Source organism: Micromonospora sp. CNZ309, assembly GCF_002846525.1.
In genome coordinates this window covers 3,436,008-3,457,876 of record NZ_PJNG01000001.1, presented here as the reverse complement: position 1 = coordinate 3,457,876, position 21,869 = coordinate 3,436,008, and the positions used below count along the sequence as shown (strand labels likewise).

At 73.4% G+C, this 21,869-nt stretch carries 21 protein-coding genes; 9 read left to right on the top strand and 12 right to left on the bottom strand.

Going from position 1 to position 21,869, the window contains the following annotated elements:
• Positions 1-72 precede the first annotated feature (72 nt).
• The 4 genes from CLT72_RS14070 to CLT72_RS14055 form a co-directional block, all read right to left on the bottom strand.
• A complete protein-coding gene (locus CLT72_RS14070; RefSeq protein ID WP_088999013.1) occupies positions 73-1,017 on the bottom strand; it encodes a beta-ketoacyl-ACP synthase III in 945 nt (314 codons plus the stop codon).
• The gene (locus CLT72_RS14065; protein ID WP_101412221.1) at positions 1,014-2,183 is read right to left on the bottom strand and encodes an acyltransferase domain-containing protein; all 1,170 of its coding nucleotides are present in this window, start codon (positions 2,181-2,183) and stop codon (positions 1,014-1,016) included. The genes CLT72_RS14070 and CLT72_RS14065 overlap by 4 nt, the downstream gene beginning before the upstream one ends.
• Before the next feature lie 78 nt (positions 2,184-2,261).
• Positions 2,262-3,518, bottom strand: coding sequence for a PucR family transcriptional regulator (locus tag CLT72_RS14060; protein WP_101412219.1), 1,257 nt, complete (start codon positions 3,516-3,518; stop codon positions 2,262-2,264).
• Positions 3,519-3,637: 119 nt separating this feature from the next.
• Positions 3,638-4,219, bottom strand: a complete 582-nt coding sequence (locus CLT72_RS14055; protein ID WP_144082248.1) for a hypothetical protein — start codon at positions 4,217-4,219, stop codon at positions 3,638-3,640.
• 206 nt (positions 4,220-4,425) lie between these two features.
• Here CLT72_RS14055 and CLT72_RS14050 point away from each other — a divergent pair, with 206 nt between their 5' ends.
• Together CLT72_RS14050 and CLT72_RS14045 are read left to right on the top strand one after the other, a co-directional pair.
• Positions 4,426-4,764 carry a hypothetical protein gene (locus CLT72_RS14050; RefSeq protein WP_101412215.1) on the top strand — a complete coding sequence of 113 codons (339 nt, stop codon included), beginning with the start codon at positions 4,426-4,428 and terminating at the stop codon, positions 4,762-4,764.
• A 361-nt stretch (positions 4,765-5,125) separates the two neighbouring features.
• On the top strand, positions 5,126-5,377 hold the full coding sequence (locus CLT72_RS14045; protein WP_101412213.1) for an MDR/zinc-dependent alcohol dehydrogenase-like family protein: 252 nt from the start codon (positions 5,126-5,128) through the stop codon (positions 5,375-5,377).
• On the opposite strand, the gene CLT72_RS14040 is transcribed toward CLT72_RS14045, so the two are convergent.
• Complete coding sequence (locus CLT72_RS14040; RefSeq protein WP_101412211.1) at positions 5,325-5,975, bottom strand: hypothetical protein; 651 nt, start codon at positions 5,973-5,975, stop codon at positions 5,325-5,327. The genes CLT72_RS14045 and CLT72_RS14040 overlap by 53 nt on opposite strands.
• A gap of 223 nt (positions 5,976-6,198) precedes the next feature.
• Here CLT72_RS14040 and CLT72_RS14035 point away from each other — a divergent pair, with 223 nt between their 5' ends.
• Positions 6,199-6,846, top strand: a complete 648-nt coding sequence (locus tag CLT72_RS14035; RefSeq protein ID WP_101412209.1) for a copper resistance CopC family protein — start codon at positions 6,199-6,201, stop codon at positions 6,844-6,846.
• A 193-nt stretch (positions 6,847-7,039) separates the two neighbouring features.
• Here the strand turns inward: CLT72_RS14035 and gltX are convergent, their stop codons facing one another.
• The 3 genes from gltX to CLT72_RS14020 are packed head-to-tail and all read right to left on the bottom strand — an operon-like array spanning position 7,040 to position 11,105.
• The gene (gene gltX, locus CLT72_RS14030; protein WP_101412207.1) at positions 7,040-8,449 is read right to left on the bottom strand and encodes a glutamate--tRNA ligase; all 1,410 of its coding nucleotides are present in this window, start codon (positions 8,447-8,449) and stop codon (positions 7,040-7,042) included.
• Positions 8,450-8,499: 50 nt separating this feature from the next.
• A complete protein-coding gene (locus CLT72_RS14025) occupies positions 8,500-9,777 on the bottom strand; it encodes an MFS transporter (RefSeq protein ID WP_101412205.1) in 1,278 nt (425 codons plus the stop codon).
• Positions 9,774-11,105, bottom strand: a complete 1,332-nt coding sequence (locus CLT72_RS14020) for a GH1 family beta-glucosidase (RefSeq protein ID WP_350821149.1) — start codon at positions 11,103-11,105, stop codon at positions 9,774-9,776. The genes CLT72_RS14025 and CLT72_RS14020 overlap by 4 nt, the downstream gene beginning before the upstream one ends.
• A gap of 185 nt (positions 11,106-11,290) precedes the next feature.
• Here CLT72_RS14020 and CLT72_RS14015 point away from each other — a divergent pair, with 185 nt between their 5' ends.
• Positions 11,291-11,737, top strand: a complete 447-nt coding sequence (locus tag CLT72_RS14015; protein ID WP_101412201.1) for an SRPBCC family protein — start codon at positions 11,291-11,293, stop codon at positions 11,735-11,737.
• A 176-nt stretch (positions 11,738-11,913) separates the two neighbouring features.
• Here CLT72_RS14015 and aceE read toward each other — a convergent pair whose 3' ends face one another.
• Positions 11,914-14,658, bottom strand: a complete 2,745-nt coding sequence (aceE, locus tag CLT72_RS14010) for a pyruvate dehydrogenase (acetyl-transferring), homodimeric type (RefSeq protein WP_101412199.1) — start codon at positions 14,656-14,658, stop codon at positions 11,914-11,916.
• Between the two features lie 185 nt (positions 14,659-14,843).
• Here aceE and CLT72_RS14005 point away from each other — a divergent pair, with 185 nt between their 5' ends.
• Positions 14,844-15,248, top strand: coding sequence for a YjbQ family protein (locus CLT72_RS14005; protein ID WP_088999025.1), 405 nt, complete (start codon positions 14,844-14,846; stop codon positions 15,246-15,248).
• Positions 15,249-15,335: 87 nt separating this feature from the next.
• Here the strand turns inward: CLT72_RS14005 and CLT72_RS14000 are convergent, their stop codons facing one another.
• The 3 genes from CLT72_RS14000 to CLT72_RS13990 are packed head-to-tail and all read right to left on the bottom strand — an operon-like array spanning position 15,336 to position 17,503.
• A complete protein-coding gene (locus tag CLT72_RS14000) occupies positions 15,336-16,133 on the bottom strand; it encodes an ABC transporter permease subunit (protein WP_250100945.1) in 798 nt (265 codons plus the stop codon).
• Positions 16,120-17,031, bottom strand: coding sequence for an ABC transporter ATP-binding protein (locus CLT72_RS13995; RefSeq protein ID WP_101412197.1), 912 nt, complete (start codon positions 17,029-17,031; stop codon positions 16,120-16,122). The genes CLT72_RS14000 and CLT72_RS13995 overlap by 14 nt, the downstream gene beginning before the upstream one ends.
• Positions 17,024-17,503 carry a GbsR/MarR family transcriptional regulator gene (locus CLT72_RS13990; RefSeq protein WP_101412195.1) on the bottom strand — a complete coding sequence of 160 codons (480 nt, stop codon included), beginning with the start codon at positions 17,501-17,503 and terminating at the stop codon, positions 17,024-17,026. The genes CLT72_RS13995 and CLT72_RS13990 overlap by 8 nt, the downstream gene beginning before the upstream one ends.
• Positions 17,504-17,641: 138 nt before the next feature.
• On the opposite strand from CLT72_RS13990, the gene CLT72_RS13985 reads away from it, so the two are divergent.
• The 4 genes from CLT72_RS13985 to CLT72_RS13970 all read left to right on the top strand — a co-directional run bounded on the left by CLT72_RS13985 (position 17,642) and on the right by CLT72_RS13970 (position 21,798).
• A complete protein-coding gene (locus CLT72_RS13985; protein WP_101415153.1) occupies positions 17,642-18,121 on the top strand; it encodes a MarR family winged helix-turn-helix transcriptional regulator in 480 nt (159 codons plus the stop codon).
• 50 nt (positions 18,122-18,171) lie between these two features.
• Positions 18,172-20,697: a thiamine pyrophosphate-dependent enzyme gene (locus tag CLT72_RS13980; protein ID WP_101412193.1), complete on the top strand. Its 2,526-nt coding sequence runs from the start codon at positions 18,172-18,174 to the stop codon at positions 20,695-20,697.
• 112 nt (positions 20,698-20,809) lie between these two features.
• Positions 20,810-21,247 carry a DUF3052 domain-containing protein gene (locus tag CLT72_RS13975; RefSeq protein WP_007072328.1) on the top strand — a complete coding sequence of 146 codons (438 nt, stop codon included), beginning with the start codon at positions 20,810-20,812 and terminating at the stop codon, positions 21,245-21,247.
• 83 nt (positions 21,248-21,330) lie between these two features.
• Positions 21,331-21,798: a peroxiredoxin gene (locus tag CLT72_RS13970; protein WP_088999030.1), complete on the top strand. Its 468-nt coding sequence runs from the start codon at positions 21,331-21,333 to the stop codon at positions 21,796-21,798.
• Positions 21,799-21,869: the final 71 nt, after the last annotated feature.

Below are 21,869 nucleotides of genomic sequence, written 5' to 3'. Positions count from 1 at the left end.
TCCTCTCATCGTGGTTCATTCGACGGCCGACGACGCCGACCGTCACTCCCCGGCACGCGGCCGGAGGGGCTTTCAGGGGCAGCGGACGACCTGACCGGCGTAGGTCAGCCCGCCACCGAAGCCGAAGAGCAGCACCGGGGCGCCGGACGGCACCTCCCGCCGCTCCACCAGCTTGGACAGGGCCAGCGGCACGCTCGCCGCCGACGTGTTGCCGGACTCGACGATGTCCTTGGCGACGATCGCGTTCGGGATGCCGAGCCGCTTGACGATGCCGTCGATGATCCGGGCGTTGGCCTGGTGCGGTACGAAGGCGGCCAGCTCCGACGGGTCCACCCCGGCGCGCTCGCACGCCTGCCGGGCCAGCGGCGCCAGCTCCGTGGTGGCCCAGCGGAAGACCGACTGGCCCTCCTGCTGGATGTACGGGCGCCAGCCCTCGATGCGTACCGCGTCGCCCCGCTCCGGCACCGAGCCCCAGACCACCGGGCCGATGCCGGCGGGCTCGCCGTCGGCGACGGCCGACACGACGGCCGCGCCGGCGCCGTCGGCGAAGATGATGCAGGTGGAGCGGTCGGTCCAGTCGACCATGTCGGACAGCTTCTCCGCGCCGATGACCAGGGCGTTGCGCGAGGCGCCGGCCCGGATGGCGTGGTCGACGGTGCCCAGCGCGTACGCGAAGCCGGAGCAGGCCGTGTTGAGGTCGAACGCACCGGGCGCGGTGATGCCGAGCTTGGCGGCGACCCGGCAGGCCACGTTGGGGCTGCGGTCGGCGGAGCTGCACGTCGCCACCACGACCAGGTCGATGTCGGCGGCGGTGAGCCCGGAGTTCGCGAGCGCCTTGCCGGCGGCGGCGCTGGCCATGTCGGCGACCGTCTCGCCGTCGGCGATCCGCCGGGTGGCGATGCCGACCCGGTCGCGGATCCATTCGTCGTTGGTCTCGACGAGTTGGGCGATGTCGTCGTTGGTGACCACCCGGGAGGGCTGGTAGTGCCCCAGCGCGACGATCCGGCTGCCGGTCATGCGTGTCCTCCGATGCGGACGAGCGGTTGGCCCGGGGCGACCGGGTCGTCGTGGTGGGCGAGCCACTCGGTGAGCACACCGTCGTCGTGCGCGGTCACCTCGACCGGGCCCTGGCGGGTGGCCACGTGGCCGACGACCTGGCCGGTGCGCAGCGTGTCGCCCTCGGCCAGGTCCCGGGCCGGCTCGAAGGTGCCGGCCGCCGGCGCCACCACCACACGGAAGTGCATGGTCGGCTCGTGGCTGGGCGCCATTCCGTGCCGGGCGATCAGGTCCCGGGCGGCGGGCAGGTCGTCCGGGGTGTTGAGGGTGACCACCTCGGGGGCGCCGGCCCCCTTCAGCTCCCGCTTGACCAGGCCCGCGAGGGTGCCGGCCGGGGGCAGTTCGATCACGCCGGTCACCCCGAGGTCGGCCAGGGTGCGCATGCAGAGGTCCCAGCGCACCGGCGCGGTGACCTGGCGGACCAGGCGCTGCACCATGTCGCGCCCGTGGTTGACCGCGGCGCCGTCGAGGTTCGACAGCAGGATCCGGGCCGGGTCGGTCGGGGTGATCCCGGCCGCCACGGCGGCCAGCGCCGTCTCGGCGGGGGCCATGTACGGGGTGTGGAAGGCGCCGGCCACCTTCAGGCGGATGACCCGGGCCTTCGTCGGCGGCTCGGCGGCGAGCTTGTCCAGCCCCTCGACGGCGCCGGCGGCGACGAACTGGCCGGCCCCGTTGCGGTTGGCCGGGTGCAGCCCGTGCGCGGCGATCGAGGCGAGCACCTCGTCCGGGTCTCCGCCCAGCACGGCGGCCATCCCGGTGGGCTCCAGCGCGCAGGCGGCGGCCATCTCCCGGCCGCGTACGCCGGCCAGGGTGATCGCCGCCTCCGCAGGGAGCACCCCGGCGAGCGCCGCCGCGCCCAGCTCGCCGACGCTGTGGCCGACGGTGAGCGTGACGTCGTACATCGGCAGGTGCTCGGCGGCCAGCAGCGCGGCGGCGACCAGCAGCGGCTGGGTCCGCGCGGTGTCCCTGATCTCGTCCGCGTCGGCCGTGGTGCCGAGGTGCACCAGGTCGACCCCGGCCAGCGCGGACCACCAGCGCAGGCGCGCCTCGGCGCCGGTGAGGTCCAGCCAGGGAGTCAGGAAGCCGGGTTTCTGGGAACCCTGGCCGGGCGAGAGTACGGCGAGCACGTCTATGACTCTCCCGGATACGGGCGGGTAGCGCTGTGCCGCCTCCGACCAAACCGCACTAGAACCTTTGGAGGAAACCTACAAAGATCGGCGGCGATCATCACCTGTGTGTGATGTTTTGCTGGCACTCGGGGTCATTGTCTGGGTTGGTACCACCGGGACCACCGGGTCGAGCCGGCCGACGGTGAGGGCGACCTGGAGCGCGAACGCGTCGCGCGCCGCGAGCGGCGAGAAGCCGGTGACGTCGGAGATCCGCCGCAGCCGGTAGCGCACCGTGTTCGGATGCACGAAGAGGGACCGCGCGGCGCTCTCCAGCGTGCCGCCGGCCGCGAAGAAGGCGTCGAGGGTCTCCAGCAACTCCCCGCCGGCGCGGATCAGGGCCGCGTAGACGTCGTGACGCAGCCGGCGGCGCGCCTCCGCGTCCCCGGCCAGCGCCCGCTCCGGCAGCAGGTCGTCCGCCGGCACCGGTCGGGGCGCGGTCGGCCAGGCCGGGGCGGCCCGGAAACCGGCCAGGGCGGCGCGCGCCGACTCGGTCGCCTCGTCCAGGCTCGGCACGGCCGGACCGACCACCACCGGCCCGTCCCCGAACGTGCCGAGCAGCTTGCCGGTGGCCGCGACCGGGTCGGCGGCACCCCCGAGCACGATGACCAGCCGGTCGCCGTGCACCCCGCCGATCACTTCCGTGCCGATGCGCCGGGCCTGCCGGTGGACGGTGTGCAGCACAGCGGAGACCTCCCCGCCGGGGGAGCGGCCGACCGCCACCGCCACGGGCGGGGCGTCTGCCCAGCCGAGCGCCGCCGCGCGGCTCGCCAGCACGTCCGGCGAGTCGCCGCGCAGCAGGGCGTCCACCAGCAACGCCTGCAACCGGGCGTCCCACGATCCGCGCGACTCGGCGGCGCGGGCGTACACGCGGGCGGCGGCGAACGCGATCTCCCGGGAGAACCGCAGCACCGCCTCGCGCAACTGCTGCTCCTCGCCCTTCGCCGCCAGGTGCGAGACCTGCTCCTCGACCACGTCGATCATCACCTTCACCAGCGCGACGGTCTGCTGGAGGCTGATCGAGCGGGCCAGCGCCTGCGGCGCGGTGGCGAAGACCTCGTCCGAGACCTCCTGGGTGCTGTCCGCCGTGCCGCCGCCGTCGCGCAGCCACTGCACCAGCGACCGGGCGCCGGCCTGGGCCACCAGCATCACCCAGGAGCGGTGGTCGGGCGGCAGGTCGCGGAACCAGGGCAGCGTCTCGTCCATCCGGGCCACGCTGGCGCTGGCCAGCGCCCCCGCCGCCCGTTCGATCCGGCGCAGCGTGGCCGACAGTTCCGTCCCGCCCGGCTCGCTCACCGCCCCAGCGTGACACGCCCCGACCTGCGCCTGGGCGCCGGGCGGCCCGCCCGCTGCGGGTGGCCGGCCTGCCGTGGCCCCGGGCGGCCCGGCCGCCGTGACGACGGGCGGCGGCGAGGTCAGGCCGGGGGCGGGGCGGGCAGCCCCAGGCCGACCGCCTGGCGGCGGTCCAGCTCGACCAGGCGGGCCGTCTGCTCCGCCCGCGCCCGCTCGGCGGCCGCCTGGTCCCGGTACTGCCGCACGCTGATCCCGGTGAGCACCGGCAGCACCCCGGCCAGGACCACGGGCGCCCCGAAGCCCACGCCCCGCCAGTCGCCCTTCAACAGCACCCCCACCGCCGTGCCGAGGACGCTCAGCCCGACCGTCACCTGGAGCAGCCGACGCCACGTGCGGGCCGAGCCGAACACGCACGCGTCGTAGAGCACCTGGGTGTAGACCAGGACGGTCGCCAGCGAGCCGCCCAGCGCGAGGTCGGCCAGCACCGCCACCGTGCCGAGCGCCAGGCTGGCCCGGCTGGCGACCCGGCGCAGGCCCACCGCCACGCAGACCACGGCCAGCGGCAGCAGGAACAGCGTTTCCGGCACGTCGGGGCGCCAGGACAGCTGTGGCTGCGTGCCCAGGCCGTACATGACCAACCCGCCGGCCAGACCCGCACAGGCGAGCAGAACGTCCCGCCCCCGCCCCCCACCCCATGACCCCACCCCCAGATCCCACCACACCCCCTACACCCCGGGTTTCCGCCGATCATGCAGGTGTGGTGGGGGGACGAAAACTCGGTGATCGCGAGGGGAGGGGGGTGGGTGGGGTGGGGGAGTCGGGTGGCTGATGGGAGGGTCGGTGGCGGCCAGTACGGTGGCAGGGCCCGTCGGAGCTACCCGGCGGGCGGGGCGAACGTGAGGAGACTCCGATGGCGCACGGGGAGGCCGAGCACGGCTGCGCCCAGGGCGAGCCCTGCCGGCCGGGCCACCACGAGCAGCCGACGGCGGCCAAGCACCGCCGGCTGCCCGGCGGGTTCCCGGCGCACGCGCCGGAGCACCCGGCCCGCGCCCCGGAGCGCCCCGAGGACGAGGTCACCGTGCCCCGGCAGCGCGTCGCGGAGCCGGCTCCGGCCGGCGAGGTCGAGGCGGCGGTGGCGCGGGGCTGCCGCAGCGACCTGCCCGGCTGGGCGGGCGCGCACCGGCACGGCCCGGTCCGCCCCCAGCAGCGCGCGACCCGCCGCGAGCGCCCGCCGCGCCGCTGGTGCTGACCACGGCGGCGCCGTCCGGCCGCTACGTTCTGTTTCCTAGACGGTGACTGAACCTGACTGAATGTGACTGACCGTGGCTGACCGTGCCCGACGTCGACGGCTGGCGGTGTAGTGCCCTCGCCCTCGATACCACACAGGCATTTATATGCCGCTTAGGTATCAGTGTTCCGGCGGCAATGGTTCATCAGCTTGACGCGCCTGCCGCGTCTTCTGTCAGCAGGACGCCGTCAGGACCGCGATTGGACCCCACCACTGCTGAAACACGCCTTGGCGTGGTCGGTGTGACCGTCCGGGACCTGCCGGACCTGCCGGACCCGCCGGTCGGCCCGGACACGCTGCTCGTGCGGGTGCGGGCGCCGGAGTGAACCCGGTCGACTGGAAGGTGCGCGAGGGGCGCCTGTCCGGCGGGATCCCCGGGCACTTCGTCAAGCCGTCGACCGTGGACCTGGGCGTGCTCGCCGGGCTGGTCGACGCCGGCTGGCTGACCGTCCACGTGCAACGGACGTTCCCGCTGGCGCAGGCGGCCGCCCGTTCGGGCGTGCGCCCCCGGCCGGAGCGGGTCAGCGGGTGCGGCGGCGGACCAGCAGCGCGATGCCGGCGAGCCCCGAGGTGATGACCAGCACCACCGCGACGTTGAGCAGCAGCAGTCGCTGCAACTCGCCGAGCGCCTCGTCGATGTCCTTCGCCGGGTTGAGGGCGTCCTCCGGGATGACCCGTTCGCCGCCGCCGACGCCACCACTGACGGTGTCGAACTGTCGCTCCAGCGGGACCCCGGCCGTGCGGAGCGTCTCCGACATGCTGAGCCGGCCGAGGAACCAGCCCGCGGTGGTCTTGCGGGCGTCCGGCTGCTTGGCCGGGCGGAAGACGCGCGGCCCGCCGACCGCCTTCGGGTAGAGGTCGTACGTCTGCTTCGGGACGTCACCGGCGAAGACCACGACGGTGTACTTCGGACCGAGGTCGGCGGCCTTCGGGCCCTTGGCCTGCCCCGTACGGCCGAGGAAGTTGACCTGGTCGATGATCGCCACCACGTGCGCGGGCTGGGCCTCGGCGCGCAGCCGCAGCGGCTCCGCCAGCCCCTCCCCGGTGATCTGCACCCCGGCCGGCGGGGTCTTCGGTGCCGCCGTCGCCGTCCCGGCCGGGCCGAGCGACAGGACCGCCGCCGCGAGCCCGCCCGTCAACACCGCGACCAGCCGCCGCATCGTTCGGACCATCGCCGCCTCCTCGCCCCGTTCGATGGATGGCTTGCTGCAGGTCACGCGTTGGTTGGCTGACGGGGGTGACCGAACCCGTGCAGGGCGTCACCCTCAAGACTGCGCAGAAACGTCGATCGGTTGCAGCTCGTGGAACAGTAATTGGAACTATCTGTGATCCCGGCCCGACCAATGAACGGCGGCCGTGGATCAGCGGGCGGATCGTACCTTTACGGAGGGGTTCATGGGGGGCAGGTTCCCACGAGTGGCGCTCACCTGGCCAGTGGTGGTCGGCGTGGCGCTCGGTGTGTCGTTGTTGCTTCCGGCCGCGCCGGCGGCCGCCCACAACTCGCTGACCGGCAGCGATCCGCGCGACGGCGCCCGGGTGGCCGAGGCGCCGGCCCGCATCGAGCTGCGGTTCCTGGCCAAGGTGGACCCGAATACGACGAAGATCACAGTCACCGGCCCGGACAACGTGGCCGCGCTGGGCGGCGCCCCGACCTTCTCCGGGTCCCGGGTGAGCATGCCGTTCAAGCCGGGCCGGGCAGGGCTCTACATCGTCGACTACCGGGTGGCGTCCAGCGACGGGCACCCGGTCACCGGCGAGGTGCGGTTCACCCTGACCACCGGCACCCCCGCCGAGTCGCCGTCCGGCGCGGGCACCGCCGGCCCGAGCGCCCCGGCGTCGGCGGCACCGCCTCCGTCCGGCGCCGCGCCGACCTCGGCCGCGCCCGATCCGACGGGCGCGGGCACGCCGGGGTCCGCGGTGCCCGCGGCGAAGGAGAGCGACGACGCGGCCGGGCGCGGCTGGCTGTGGGCGCTCGGCGGCGTGCTTCTCCTCGCCGCCCTCGCCGCCGGCCTGCTGCTGCGCCGCCGCTCCGCCCGTCGCTGACCGGCACGAGCCCGCGACGCCTCAGCGCCCGGACCCACCGGTCCGGGCGCTGAGCGGATACGCCGCCGTCAGGTACCACCCCGAGCCGAAGCCGGAGGTCGCGGCCCGACGTGGCGGCGGCGTCGGAGGCTGCCTCAGCGGCGCGGACGCCTCCCGACGGAGCGCTCGTGGCGGTCGGGAAGGCGACCGGGACTCAGACCAGGCGGACCCGGGCGGCGCGCAGCCGGCTCAGGGTGCGCTCGCGGCCGAGCACCTCCAGCGACTCGAACAGCGGCAACCCGACGGTGCGGCCGGTGACCGCGACGCGTACCGGGGCCTGGGCCTTGCCGAGCTTGAGCCCGCGCTCCGCGCCGACGGCCTCCAGCGTCGACTTGAGCGTCTCGGCGTCCCACGACTCCAGCGCCTCGAACGCCGCCGTGGCGGCGTCCAGCAGCTCCGCCGCGCCCTCCTTCATCGCCTTGGCCCAGGCGGCCTCGTCGATCAGCGGTGCGGCGAGGAAGAGGAAGTCGACGTTCGGCACGATCTCGCTGAGCAGCGCGATCCGGGTCTGCGCCAGCGGGGCCACGGCCGCGAAGGCGTCCGCGTCGAACTCCTCCGGCTGCCACGGCGGCGGGGCGATGGTGCCGGTGCCCGTCAGCCACGGCCGGCAGGCCTCGACGAACTCCTCGACGCCGAGCGCCCGGATGTACTCGCCGTTGAACGCCCGGAGCTTCTTCTCGTCGAAGAACGCCGGCGAGGGGTTGACCTCCTCCAGCCGGTACTCCTGCTCGATCACCGACCACTCGACGATCTCCCGGTCGCCCGACGGCGCCCAGCCGAGCAGCATCAGGTAGTTGCGCATGGCCGAGGCGAGGTAGCCCTCGTCCCGGAACGCCTCCAGGGCCACCTTGTCGCGGCGCTTGGAGAGCTTCTGCCGCTTCTCGTTGACCACCACCGGCACGTGCGCCCAGATCGGCGGCTTGACCCCGAGGGCGTCCCACAACAGCTGCTGCTTCGGGGTGTTGGGCAGGTGCTCCTCGGCCCGGATCACGTGGGTGATCCCCATGGTCATGTCGTCGACCACGTTGGCGAGCAGGAAGACCGGCGAGCCGTCGCCCCGGGCGATGACGAAGTCCTCGATCAGCTTGTTCTCGAAGGTGGGCTCGCCGCGGATCAGGTCGACCACCACGGTCTCGCCCTCGTCGGGCGTACGGAAGCGCAGCGCGCGCCCCTCGCCGGCCGGCAGGCCCCGGTCCCGGCAGAAGCCGTCGTAGCCCTGGTACTGCGAGCCGGTGCGGGCCTGCACGGCCTCGCGGGTGCAGTCGCAGTAGTAGGCGCGGCCGGACGCGTGCAGCCGCGCGGCGGCGGCCCGGTGCTCGCCGGCGTACTCGGACTGGAAGTACGGGCCCTCGTAGCTGCCGCGCTCGATGCCGATCCAGTCCAGCGCGGAGAGGATGCCCTCGGTCCACTCCGGCTTGTTGCGGGCCGCGTCGGTGTCCTCGATGCGGAGCACGAACACCCCGCCCTGCTGCTTGGCGTAGATCCAGTTCTGCAGCGCCGAGCGGGCACCGCCGACGTGGAACATCCCGGTCGGGGAGGGGGCGAAGCGCACACGTACCGTCACGTCCCCCAGCCTACGGCGGCGCGCGAGCCGATCAGGCCAAGGGGTACGCCTCAGGGCACCGAGCGGATCTTCAGCACCAGCACGCTGCCCAGCACGGTGACCGCCGCGGTGGCCGCGTAGAGCGCGGGATAGCCGCCGAGGTGCACCACGAGCGGGGCGGAGATCGCGGGACCGAGCACCTGCGGGGCCGAGTTGGCGATGTTGATCACGCCCAGGTCCTTGGCCCGGTCGGTGGCGGCGGGCAGCACCTGGGTGATGAGCGCGGCGTCCACCGACAGGTAGACGCCGTAGCCGGCGCCGAGCAGCAGCGCGGCGGCCACGGCCACGGGCCAGACCGGCGCGACGGCCAGCAGCAGCGCGGCGACCGCCATGATCCCGCCGGCGGTGATGACGAAGACCTTGCGCCGGCCGGAGCGGTCCGACAGCCGGCCGGCCACCACGGCCGTGGCCGCGAGGCCGGCCGTGTAGAGCAGGATCAGCACCAGCAGGCCGCCCTCGGGGTCGGGGTGGCGCACCTCGTCGGTGAGGAAGTAGAGCAGGTAGAGCGTGCCGAGCGCGTTGCCGAGCTGCACCAGGAAGCGGGTTATCCAGGCCCAGCCGAAGTCGGGGTGCCGGCGCGGCGAGACCCACATCGAGGCGAGCAGGGTGCGCCAGCGCAGCGCCGGGCGGTGCGCCCGGGGCAGCGGGTCGTCGGCGGTGAGCAGCGCGAACGGCAGCGCCAGCAGCAGCACGGCGACCGCCATCGTGGCGTAGCCGGCGGCGGTGCCGCTCACCACGGCGGTCACCAGCACCACGCCGAGCACCAGCCCCAGTGCCTGGGGGATGCCGACCCAGCCGGAGACGCCGCCGCGCTGGGCGACCGGCACCCGGTCCGGCACGGCGGCGGTCAGGCTGGCCAGCATCGCGTTGAAGCAGACCTGCGCGGCGACCCAGCCGAGGGCGACCCCGACGACGGTGCGCTGCTGCGCGAGCAGCACCAGGGCCGCCGCGCCGAGCAGCGCCCCGCCGGCGGTCCACACGTGCCGGCGGCCGAACTCCCGCCCGGCCAGTCGCAGGCAGGTGCGGTCCGACAGCGCCCCGGCGAGGGGGTTGGCGAGCACCGCGGCGAGCGCGCCGAGGCCGGTGACCACGGCGAGCGCGGTCTCCTTGTCGGCCGGCGCGATCCGCTCCAACTGCTGCGGCAGCAGCACCTGGATGGGCGTGAAGAACGCCATCCAGACCCCGAGGTTCGCGGCGAAGATCAGCGCGATCCAGCCCCGCCGCACCGGCACGGCCGGCTCGGCGAGCGCCGCCGGCAGCGACGCCGGCGTCGGGTCGACGGTGGTCACGGCCGGGCGATCAGGTCGCGCAGCCAGGCGTACGAGGACTTGGGCGTACGGAGCTGGGTGTCGAAGTCGACGTGCACCAGGCCGAAGCGCTTGGTGAAGCCCTCCGCCCACTCCCAGTTGTCCAGCAGTGACCAGACGAAGTAGCCGGTGACGTCGACGCCCTCGGCCATCGCCGCCCGTACGGCGCGCAGGTGCCCGTCGAGGTACGCGATGCGCTGCGGGTCGTGCACCCGCCCGTCGGCGTCGGGCACGTCGTCGTACGCGCAGCCGCTCTCGGTGATCTGGATCGGCGGCAGGTCGTCGGCGTACGTGCGGTGCAGCCAGCCGAGCAGCTCGCGCAGCCCGTCGGGGGCGACCGGCCAGTCGAAGGCGGTGCGCGGGTATCCGTCGAGCGGCACGAACTCGAACGGCAGGGGCGAGCCCTCCTGCGGGGCGCGTACGCCGGTCGGGTTGTAGTAGTTGACGCCCAGCACGTCGATCGGCGCGGCGATCGCGTCGAGGTCGCCGGCGCGCACCACGGCGGTGTCGAAGCCCAGCTCGGCGGGGTAGCCCCGACCGAACAGCGGGTCGGTGAAGAGGCGGTTGTGCAGCGCCTCGTACGCCGCCGCGGCGGCCCGGTCGGCGGCGGCGTCCCCGGCCGGTCGCACCGGCGTGTAGTTGTTCGCGATGGCCACCGGGCTCGCGGTGCGCGCCCGCAGCGCGGCGACGGCGAGACCGTGGGCGAGGAGCTGGTGGTGGGCCACCGGGAACGCGTCGAAGAGCAGCGTCCGGCCGGGGGCGTGCTCGCCCGTGCCGTGGCCGAGGCTCATGTGGATGAACGGCTCGTTGAGGGTGATCCAGAGCTTCACCCGGTCGCCGAGGCGGGCGGCGGTCGCGTCGGCGTACTCGGCGAAGCGGTGGGCGGTGTCGCGGTTCAGCCAGCCGCCCGCGTCCTCGAGGGCCTGCGGCAGGTCCCAGTGGAAGAGCGTGGCGACGGGGTCGACGCCGTGGGCGAGCAGGTCGTCGACGAGCCGGTCGTAGAAGTCCAGGCCGCGCGGGTCGACCGGGCCGTCGCCGGTGGGCCGCACCCGGGGCCAGGCGATCGAGAAGCGGTACGCCGAGACGCCCAGCCCGGCCAGCAGCGCGACGTCCTCGGCGTGCCGGTGGTAGTGGTCGCAGGCCACGTCGCCGGTGCTGCCGTCGGCGATCCGGCCGGGGGTGTGGGCGAACGTGTCCCAGATGGACGCTCCCCGCCCGTCCTCGTCGACGCCGCCCTCGATCTGGTAGGCGGAGGTGGACACTCCCCAGCGGAATCCGGCGGGGAACTCGGGCATCGCTGCGGTCGACATGCGCCCTCCCGGCGTACGTGAATCGTGCTCGCGACTCTAGAGCGCCGTCGATCGATGCGCCATAGGCCTTCCCGCGCCGTAGCGCAATGGATTTCGGCGTGTCTTTTCCGAACCCGTCCAGGTAAGTCCGAATTTGCGCATAGAGTGCCGATATCGTGGGATGTCCTCACTGGAGGAAGACGGAAATGATCCTCGTGGAACGCAGTGCGCACGTGATGGCGCCGATGGAAGTGGTCTGGGACGTCGTGCAGCGGGCCGAGCAGCTGCCGGCCTGGCTGGCGGGGGTCCGCGCGGCCGAGGTGCTCTCGGGAGAGGGCTTCGGGCGCCGACAACTCGTCCAGGCCGGACGTGGCGCGGCGCATGAGGCCGAGGTGATCGCCTACCAGGAGCCGACCCTGATCGGCTGGCGTGAACGCGCCAGGGGCGCCGGTGCCCGGGCGGAGGCGCGCACCGAGATCTACGTCCAGCTCACCGCGGACGAGGAGGAGGGCGGGACGATCGTGCGACTCATCGTCGTACGCTGGCCGGCCGGTCCGGTCAAGGCCGCCCTGCTCCGCCTCGGCCTGCGCAGGGTCGGCGCCGACCTGGAGGACTCGCTCGCCCGGCTGACCGATCTGGCCGCCGTCGGCTGAGCCGGGCACGTCCTGGCGTCACCCGCGACGGCGGTGGCCCGGTGTCCCCGCCAGGGACCCCCGGGACCACCGCCGTTCCGCTTCACGCGCCGCCACTGCCCGGGGCGCCTCACGGGCCCGACCGGCGACGACGAAGGGCCCGGCGCGGGTGCGCCGGGCCCTTCGTCGCGTACGTCCTAGCTGTCGCCGCCGGTCTCGCCGACCGGGGCCGCGTTCACGTCCTCGATGGCGTACTTCTTGGCCGCCTCGGCCGGCACGTTCGCCGGCACCGTGCCGCGCAGGGCGAGCTGCCGCAGCGTCGCCACCACCACCGACTCGGCGTCGACGTGGAAGTGCCGGCGCAGGGCGTGCCGGGTGTCCGACATGCCGAAGCCGTCCGTGCCGAGCGAGGTGAAGTCGCCGGGCACCCAGCGGGCGATCAGGTCCGGCACCGCGCGCATCCAGTCGCTGACCGCGACCTTCGGGCCCTCGGCGTCGGCCAGCTTCTGCTGGATGTACGGCACCCGCTGGTCACCGCCCGGGTTGAGCAGGTTGTGCTCCTCGCACTGCACCGCGTCGCGGCGCAGCTCCGTCCAGGAGGTCACCGACCAGACGTCGGCGGCCACGCCCCAGTCCTGGGCCAGCAGCTGCTGCGTCTTGAGCGCCCACTGCATGCCGGTGCCCGAGGCGAGCACGTTGGCCTTCGGCGCGTCGTCGCCCACCGACGGGGCGGGGGAGTAGCGGTAGATGCCCTTGAGCAGGCCCTCGACGTCCACCCCCTCCGGCTCCGCCGGCTGGAGGATCGGCTCGTTGTAGATCGTCAGGTAGTAGAAGACGTTCTCCTGCGCCTCGCCGTACATGCGGTGCAGGCCGTTCTCCACGATGTGCGCGATCTCGAACGCGAACGCCGGGTCGTACGCGACCACCGCCGGGTTGGTGGCGGCGATCAGCAGCGAGTGGCCGTCCTCGTGCTGGAGCCCCTCCCCGTTGAGCGTGGTCCGGCCGGCGGTGGCGCCGAGCAGGAAGCCCCGCGCCATCTGGTCGGCGGCGGCCCACAGCCCGTCGGCGGTGCGCTGGAACCCGAACATCGAGTAGAAGATGTACATCGGGATCATCGGCTCGTCGTGGGTGGCGTACGCCGAGCCCGCCGCCGTGAACGAGGCGACCGAGCCGGCCTCGTTGATGCCCTCGTGCAGGATCTGCCCGCCGGTGGACTCCTTGTACGACAGGAACAGCTCCCGGTCGACCGAGGTGTAGCGCTGGCCGTGCGGCGAGTAGATCTTCTGCGTCGGGAAGAGCGAGTCCATGCCGAAGGTGCGGGCCTCGTCCGGGATGATCGGCACCCAGCGCTTGCCGAACTCCTTGTCCTTCATCACGTCCTTGAGCAGACGGACGAAGGCCATCGTGGTGGCCACCTTCTGCTTGCCCGAGCCGCGCTTGACGTCGGCGAAGCGCTCCGGGCCGGGGATGGCCAGCCGCTTCTGCCCGGAGCGCCGCGACGGCAGGTAGCCGCCGAGCTGCTGGCGCCGCTCCTTGAGGTAGGCGATCTCGTCGGACTTCTCGCCCGGCGTGTAGTACGGCGGCAGGTAGGGGTTGTCCTCCAGCGCCTTGTCCGGGATGTCCAGGTAGAGGCGGTCGCGGAAGGTCTTCAGGTCCTCCAGCGTCAGCTTCTTCATCTGGTGCGTGGCGTTACGGCCCTCGAAGTGCGAGCCCAGCGTCCAGCCCTTGATCGTCTTGGCCAGGATGACGGTCGGCTGACCGGTGTGCTCCATCGCCGCCTTGTAGGCCGCGTAGAGCTTGCGGTAGTCGTGCCCGCCCCGCTTGAGGTTCCAGATCTCGTCGTCGCTGAGGTCCTCGACCATCTTGCGGGTCCGCTGGTCGCGGCCGAAGAAGTGCTCCCGGACGTACGCCCCGGACTCCGCCTTGTAGGTCTGGTAGTCACCGTCGGGCGTGGTGTTCATCAGGTTGACCAGCGCGCCGTCGGTGTCTGCGGCGAGCAGCGGGTCCCACTCGCGGCCCCAGACCACCTTGATGACGTTCCAGCCGGCGCCCCGGAAGAACGCCTCCAGCTCCTGCATGACCTTGCCGTTGCCGCGCACCGGCCCGTCGAGCCGCTGGAGGTTGCAGTTGATCACGAAGGTGAGGTTGTCCAGCTCCTCGCGGGCGGCCACGCCGATCGCGCCGAGCGTCTCGGGCTCGTCCATCTCGCCGTCGCCCAGGTACGCCCACACGTGCTGGTCCGAGGTGTCCTTGATGCCCCGGTGGTGCAGGTAGCGGTTGAAGCGCGCCTGGTAGATCGCGTTCAGCCCGCCCAGGCCCATCGAGACCGTGGGGAACTCCCAGAAGTCCGGCATCAGCCGCGGGTGCGGGTACGACGGCAGGCCGCCGCCCGGGTGCGACAGCTCCTGGCGGAACCCGTCGAGCTGGTGCTCGGTCAGCCGCCCTTCCAGGAACGCCCGCGCGTACATGCCGGGGGAGGCGTGGCCCTGGTAGAAGATGTGGTCGCCGCCGCCCGGGTGGTCCTTGCCCCGGAAGAAGTGGTTGAAGCCCACCTCGTAGAGCGAGGCCGAGCTGGCGAAGGTGGAGATGTGCCCGCCGACGCCGATCTCGGGGCGCTGCGCCCGGTGCACCAGCATGGCCGCGTTCCACCGCACGTACGCCCGGATCCGCCGTTCCACGTGCTCGTCACCCGGGAACCACGGTTCGCGCTCCGGCGGGATGGTGTTGATGTAGTCGGTGGTGGTCAGCGACGGCACCCCGACCTGGCGCTCGCGGGCCCGCTCCAGCAGGCGCAGCATGACGTAGCGGGCGCGCTTGGTCCCGCGCTCGTCGATGACACCGTCGAGCGACTCGACCCATTCGCTGGTCTCTTCAGGGTCGATGTCCGGAAGCTGGCTCGGCAGACCAGCGGTGATCACCGGGCGCTTGCGTTCCGTAGCCACAGGCGTTCCCTCGGTTCTGTGTGGGATAGGTCTCTAGCGCCATCCTGCCCCCTGGTGGCACCTGCCGTCACGCCCACCGCCCGGAGACGCGACGCGCGACACAGGTACCCGTCGGTAACTTTGCGCAACCGGCCAGGCCGGTGGGAGTTGGGCGGCCAGCTACCGCCTCGGGCAGAATGCGTCGTATGCGCAGTGAGGTGATCACCGTCCAGACCGGGGCCCGGCCCACCGTCCGGGACATCACGGCGGAGGCCGAGCGGTTCGTCTCCGGGCAGGGCGACGGCCTGCTGCACGTCTTCGTGCCGCACGCCACCGCCGGACTGGCGATCATCGAGACCGGCTCGGGTTCCGACGACGATCTGCTCGCCGCGCTCGACGACCTGCTGCCCACCGACGACCGCTGGCGGCACCGGCACGGCTCGCCCGGGCACGGGCGCGACCACGTGCTGCCGGCCTTCGTCCCCCCGTACGCGACGCTGCCGGTGGTCGACGGCCGGTTGGCGCTGGGCACCTGGCAGTCGGTCTGCCTGGTCGACCCCAACGGCGACAACCCCACCCGCAGCGTCCGCTTCTCGTTCCTGCCCGGCTGACGGCGCGCTCCGCGCTGCCCGACCCGCCCACGACGGCGCGTTCCGCGCCGCCCGTTCCGACCACGACGGCGCGTCCCGCGCTTCGGATCAGACCGCGATGTCGCGGCGGGCGAAGGTGACCGCGCCGACGGCGGCCAGCGCCACGGTGGCGCCGGCGAGCAGCAGCGCCCCTACCGGCTGCACGCCGTCGAGCAGCGGCGAGCCGCCCAGGTACCAGTGGAACGGGGACAGCTCCCGCGCCCAGGCGAGCCCCCGCACCTGGGGCAGGACCGAGTTCGCCAGGTAGCCGAGCACGGCCACCGCGGCGCTGACACCGAGCGCCACGGCCCGCCGCCCGGTGGCCGCGCCGACCGCGAAGGCGAGCGCGGCGAAGGCCAGCCCGAACAGGGCCAGGTGCAGGGTCATCGCCGCGAAGCCGCCGACGCCGATGCCGTCGAACTGCGACGGCCCGCTCAGCGCGACCATCGCCAGGCCGAGCAGGACGGCCACCGCCACGATGCCGACCGCCACCGCGGCGAGGCGGAGCAGGACCAGCCGGGTCCGGCCGACCGGGTGGGCGAGCACCAGGTCGAGCGTGCCGGCCTCCTCGTCGCCGGCGACCGCGCGGGCCCCGGCGGCGATGGCGAACACGGCGACCAGCAGCGGCACCAGCAGGCCGTAGACGGCGCTGCCGAGGTAGCCGGCGGCGCTGGTGAGGTCGCTGTAGTTGAACGCCTCCAGCAGCCCCTCCGGGTACGCCTCCAACGCCTTCGTCATCTCCGGCGTCTGCATGGTCGGCCAGAACGAGGCGTACATCGCCCCGACGGCGACGATCGACACGGTCCAGCCGAACAGCGACCGGCGCGCGTCGTAGAGGGCCTTGGTGAACGGGTCACGCAGCAGCACGGACGGACTCCTCGCGCGAGTAGTAGCCGAAGAACAACTCCTCGAGATCGGGCTCCTCGGAGAGCAGCCCGATCACGGTGTGCCCGGCGGCCGCCTTGACCAGCGCGTCGGCCCGCCCGTCGAGGCGGCAGCGCAGGGTAGATCCCGCGACCGTCACCTCGCTCACGCCCGGCAGGGCGGCGAACTCCGCCTCGGCGACCGGCTCGGCGAAGGTGACCTCCACCCGGCGTACGGCACGCTCGCGCAGCTCCTCGACCCGCGCCACGGTGACCAGCCGGCCCTCGCGGATGATGCCCACCCGGTCGGCGGCCTGCTGCACCTCGCTCATGACGTGCGAGGACATGAACACCGTCCGGCCGTCGGCGCGCGCCTCCCGCACCAACGACAGGAACTCCTGCTGGAGGAACGGGTCCAGCCCGCTGGTCGGCTCGTCGAGGATCAGCAGCTCCGGGTCGTGCATGAACGCCTGCACCACGCCGACCTTCTGCCGGTTGCCCTTGCTGAGCCCTCTGATCCGCCGGCCGAGGTCCAGGTCGAGCCGGGCGGCCAGCTCGTCGATCCGGGCCCGGGGCACCCCGCCGCGCAGATTGCCCAGGTAGGTGAGCAGCTCCCGGGCGCTCTGCCGGCCGTCCACGACGAAGTCGCCGGCCAGGTAGCCGATCCGGCGGCGCAGGGCGACCCCGGCGCGGCGGGGATCCGCGCCGAGGACGCTGATCCGGCCGCTGGTCGGGCGGATCAGGTCGAGCAGCAGCCGGATCGTGGTGGACTTGCCGGCTCCGTTGGGACCGAGGAACCCGTACACCTCGCCGCGCTCGACCCGCAGGTCCAGCCCGGTCAGGCCACGGTTGCGCCCGTAGGTCTTGACCAGGTCGCCGGTCTCGATGGCGGGGTCAGTCATCGTTGCCTCCCCTCTTGTCGTATTCGGCCTCGAAGCGTTCGACGAGCTTCGGCACCTCGCGTTCGACGAACGCGTAGAAGTCGCGCATCACCCGCAGCCGTTCGCTGCCGGGCGCGTCCTCGCCGCCGACGACGGTCAGCCCCTGCTCCATCAGCTGGCGGAACACCCGGAACTTGGCGGCGTCGGCGGCGATGTGGATGATCGCGTCCGGCCTGACCTCGTAGGCGTGCCCCCGGTGGCCCGGCACCGGCACCCGCCGGGCCAGCCCGCTGGTCTCCAGCATCCGCATGCCGGTGCTGACCGAGCCCTTGGAGAGCCCGAGCCCCTCGGCGAGCTGGGCGCTGGTCTGCCACGGCGGGTCGCAGACGAGCAGCCAGCCGAGCAGCTTGCCGTACGCGGGTGGCAGGCCGAGCCCGCTCAGCACGACGGCGGCCTCCTCGGCGTAGTGGCGCTGGGCGGACACTTCCGTCATGGACTCCTCGTTTCGAATATTCAATAAGTTCTGAACAGAACATACGCGTGGATCGGCACCCCGGCAAGGGGTGTCGTGCCACCGGCGGACCCGTACGGTCCGGGTGCCGAACCATCGGCCGAAAGTAGGATGTGCGGCATGGCTCAGCACACCGTCCCCGCCACCCCGGCGGATCCCGCCCGCGCGGCGCTGGCGGGCGACGTGGTGCGCCGTATCACGCACATCGCCGCCGCGCTGCGCCATCAGCAGGACATGGAGATCGCCGAGCTGGGGCTGACCCCCGCGACCGCACGGGCGCTCCACGAACTGGACCCCGACCGGCCGCTGCCGGCCCGCGACCTCGCCGCCGGGCTGGGCTGCGACCGCTCCAACGTGACCGCCCTGGTCGACAAGCTGGAGCGGGCCGGGCTGGTCGAGCGGCACGCCGACCCCGCCGACCGGCGGCAGAAGACGCTGGTGGTGACCGGGCCGGGACGGCAGGTGCGGGCCCGGGTGCAGCAGGTCATGTCGGATTCCCGGCTGCTCGCCGGGCTCAGCGGGCGGGAGCTGGCGACCCTGCGCGAGCTGGTCTGGAAGGTCTCCGACGGGGGCTGCCCCGAGCAGTGCGACGAGGACTGACGACACCGCGTCGAACGTGTCCGAGTGGGCGCGCGGGCCGCTCGTCGGTAATGCTGTCCGACGTGACCACCCCGCAAGATCTCGACGACCGGTTCCGGGAGACGCTGGCCGCGCTGGCCGCCCCGGCGCAGCGGCGTGACCCGGCACGGCCGGTCACCGACGACACGACCCTGACCGGCGCGCGGGCGCTGGAGCTCTTCGACGCGCAGGCCACCAGCCGCCAGCTCGACCTCGCCGGCCGGTGGCTGCGCAGCTTCGGCGAGGGCTTCTACACGATCGGTTCCGCGGGCCACGAGGGCAACGCCGCGGTGGCCGCCGCGCTGCGCGTCACCGATCCGGCGTTGCTGCACTACCGCTCGGGTGCCTTCTACTGCGTCCGCGCGGCCCAGGCCGGCGGGTCGGCGCCGGCCGAGCGGCCCGAGGCCGAGCATCCCGAAGACGACCAGCCGGAGGCTGAGCGGGTCGGAGCTGAGCGGGTCGGAGCCGGGCACGGTGGTTCCGACCGGCCCGCCGAGGCCCCGCCGGGCGACGCGGTCGGCTCCGGCGCCGCCCCCGACGCCCGCGACCCCGACGAGCCGGCCGCCGACGCCCGGTCCGTCGTGGACCAGCCGCTCTCCCCGGTGTACGCCGAAGCGGCCCGCGACGTCCTGCGCGGCATGGTCGCCTCCAGCCGCGAGCCGATCGCCGGCGGACGCCACAAGGTCTTCGGCCGGGCCGACCTGGCCGTCGTCCCGACCACCTCCACCATCGCCTCCCACCTGCCCCGCGCCGTCGGGATGGGGCTGGCGGTGGAACGGCTCCGCCGGCTGGACACCTCCGGCCGGCGCGACGGGGCGCGGGCCGGTGCCGAGCAGGCGCCCTGGCCGACGGACGCCATCGTGGTCTGCTCGTTCGGCGACGCCTCGGTCAACCACGCGAGCGCCACCGCCGCGTTCAACACCGCCGGCTGGTACGACCACACCGGCCTGCGCATCCCGGTGCTCTTCGTCTGCGAGGACAACGGCCTCGGCATCAGCGTCCGCTCCCCGAAGGGCTGGGTGGAGACCACGCTGCGGTCCAAGCCGGGGATCCGCTACTTCGCCGCCGAGGGCGACGACCTGGTGCGGGCGTACGAGGCCGCGGCCGAGGCGGCGGCCTGGGTGCGGCGGCACCGGCGTCCCGCCGTGCTGCACCTGTCGACGGTGCGGCTGATGGGGCACGCCGGGGCGGACGCCGAGACCGCGTACCGCAGCGCCGGTGAGATCGCCGCGGACCTCGACCGCGACCCGCTGGCCGGCACGGCACGGCTGCTGGTCGACGCCGGGGTGGCCACGGGCGAGGAGCTGCTGGCCCGCTACGACGAGATCGGCTGGCAGGTGCGCCGGATCGCCGAGGAGGTGCTGGACGAGCCGAAGCTCACCGCGCCGGCGGACGTGGTGGCCCCGCTGGCCCCGCGCCGGCCGGCCCGCCTCGCCCGGGCGGTGGCCGACGCGGCGGCCCGCGCCGCGGGCCCCGGTGCCGGTGCCCGGGCGGAGGCGTTCGGTGGCAGGCCGCCCGAACTGACCGGCCCGCTGACGCTGGCGCAGAGCATCAACGCCGCGCTCGCCGACGGGATGCTCGACCACCCGCAGATGGCGGTGTTCGGCGAGGACGTCGGCGCCAAGGGCGGCGTCTACGGGGTGACGAAGGGGCTGCGGGACCGCTTCGGCGCGGCCCGGGTCTTCGACACGCTGCTCGACGAGACCTCGATCCTCGGGCTGGGGCTCGGCGCCGGGCTGGCCGGGATGCTGCCCGTGCCCGAGATCCAGTACCTGGCGTACCTGCACAACGCCGAGGACCAGCTGCGCGGCGAGGCCGCCACGATGCAGTTCTTCTCGCAGGGCGCCTTCCGCAACCCGATGGTGGTGCGGGTGGCCGGCCTGGCGTACCAGGAGGGCTTCGGTGGGCACTTCCACAACGACAACTCGGTGGCCGTACTCCGGGACGTGCCGGGTCTGGTGATCGCGGTGCCGGCGCGGCCGGACGACGCCGCGCCCATGCTGCGCACCTGCCTGGCCAGCGCCGCGGTGGACGGCAGCGTCTGTGTCTTCCTGGAGCCGATCGCGCTTTACCACACCCGCGACCTGTACGCCGACGGTGACGGTGAGTGGCTGGCCCACTACGCCGAGCCCGGCGCGTGGACCGGCGGCCACGTGCCGATCGGGCGGGCCCGCGTCTACGGCGTCGGCTCCGCCGAGGACGTCACGATCATCACGTTCGGTAACGGAGTGCCGATGTCGCTGCGCGCGGCGGCCACCCTCGCCGACGAGGGCGTCGGCACCCGGGTGGTGGACCTGCGCTGGCTGTCCCCGCTGCCGGTGGCCGACATCATCCGCGAGGCAGCGGCGACCGGCCGGGTGCTGGTCGTGGACGAGACCCGCCGCTCCGGCGGGGTGGGCGAGGGGGTCATCGCGGCCCTGGTGGATGCCGGATATGTCGGAGCGGCGCGGCGAGTGGCCGGAGTTGACTCGTTTGTACCATTAGGCCCGGCGGCGCGTCAGGTTCTCGTCTCCGAGGAAGCAATTACCCAGGGTGCCCGCACGCTCCTGGCACGGTAAATTCCGTTGCACCCGGTGCGCCACTTGCGCGGGGAGCCACAACTGTGTGGACTTTGCCTGACGGCGTCGACGTGACGCCGCAGGCAGGGATGAGATGAGGAGGCACGCGACAGTGAGCGCGACCGCTGGTCAGGCCGCCGACGGGGTACGCAGCCTGGCGGACCGGTTCGGGATCGAACCGGGGATGGTCGTCATGGAGATGGGGTACGACGAAGACGTCGACCAGGATCTCCGGGACGCCCTGACCGACCGCTGTGGAGAGCTGGTCGACGAGGACACCGACGAGGTGGTCGACGCGGTGCTGGTCTGGTACCGCGACGGCGACGGTGATCTCTTCGAGCTCCTCGTCGACGCCCTCGGCCCGCTGGCCGACAACGGCGTCGTGTGGCTGCTCACGCCCAAGGCGGGGCGTGAGGGGCACGTGGAGCCGAGCGAGGTCGCCGAGTCCGCGCCCACCGCCGGCCTCCAGCAGACCTCCACCGTCAACGCCGGCCGGGACTGGAGCGGCGCCCGCCTCGTCCTGCGCCGCGGCGCCAAGGGCAAGAAGTAGACCGACGTCGGCGATCACCCGGCGGCACCCACTGCCGGGTGTGGCAGGCTGTTGCCCATCCGACCCCATCCTGAGGAGCTCGCATGCCGATCGAGGTTGGCGCCGAGGCGCCGGACTTCGTGCTCAAGGACCAGAACAACCAGGAGGTCCGGCTCTCGGACTTCCGTGGCAAGCGCACCGTGCTGCTGGTCTTCTACCCGCTCGCCTTCACCGGGATCTGCCAGGGTGAGCTGTGCGAGGTGCGGGACAACCTCAACGACTACGTCAACGACGACGTCCAGGTGCTGACGGTCAGCGTCGACTCCGTCTACGCCCACAAGATCTGGGCCGACAAGGAGGGCTACCAGTTCCCGCTGCTGGCCGACTTCTGGCCGCACGGCGCGGTGGCCCAGTCGTACGGCGTCTTCAACGACGTCGCCGGCATCGCCAACCGGGGCACCTTCGTGATCGACAAGGCCGGCGTGGTCCGCTTCGCCGAGATGAACATGCCGGGCGAGGCCCGCGACCAGCAGGGTTGGCGCAAGGCCCTCGCCGACGCTGTCGCGGCCTGACCAACCGGGCACGCCGTACGACCGGGCCGGTGGATGGCAGGGTAAGCTAGCCAACCTCCGGCCCGCTCGTA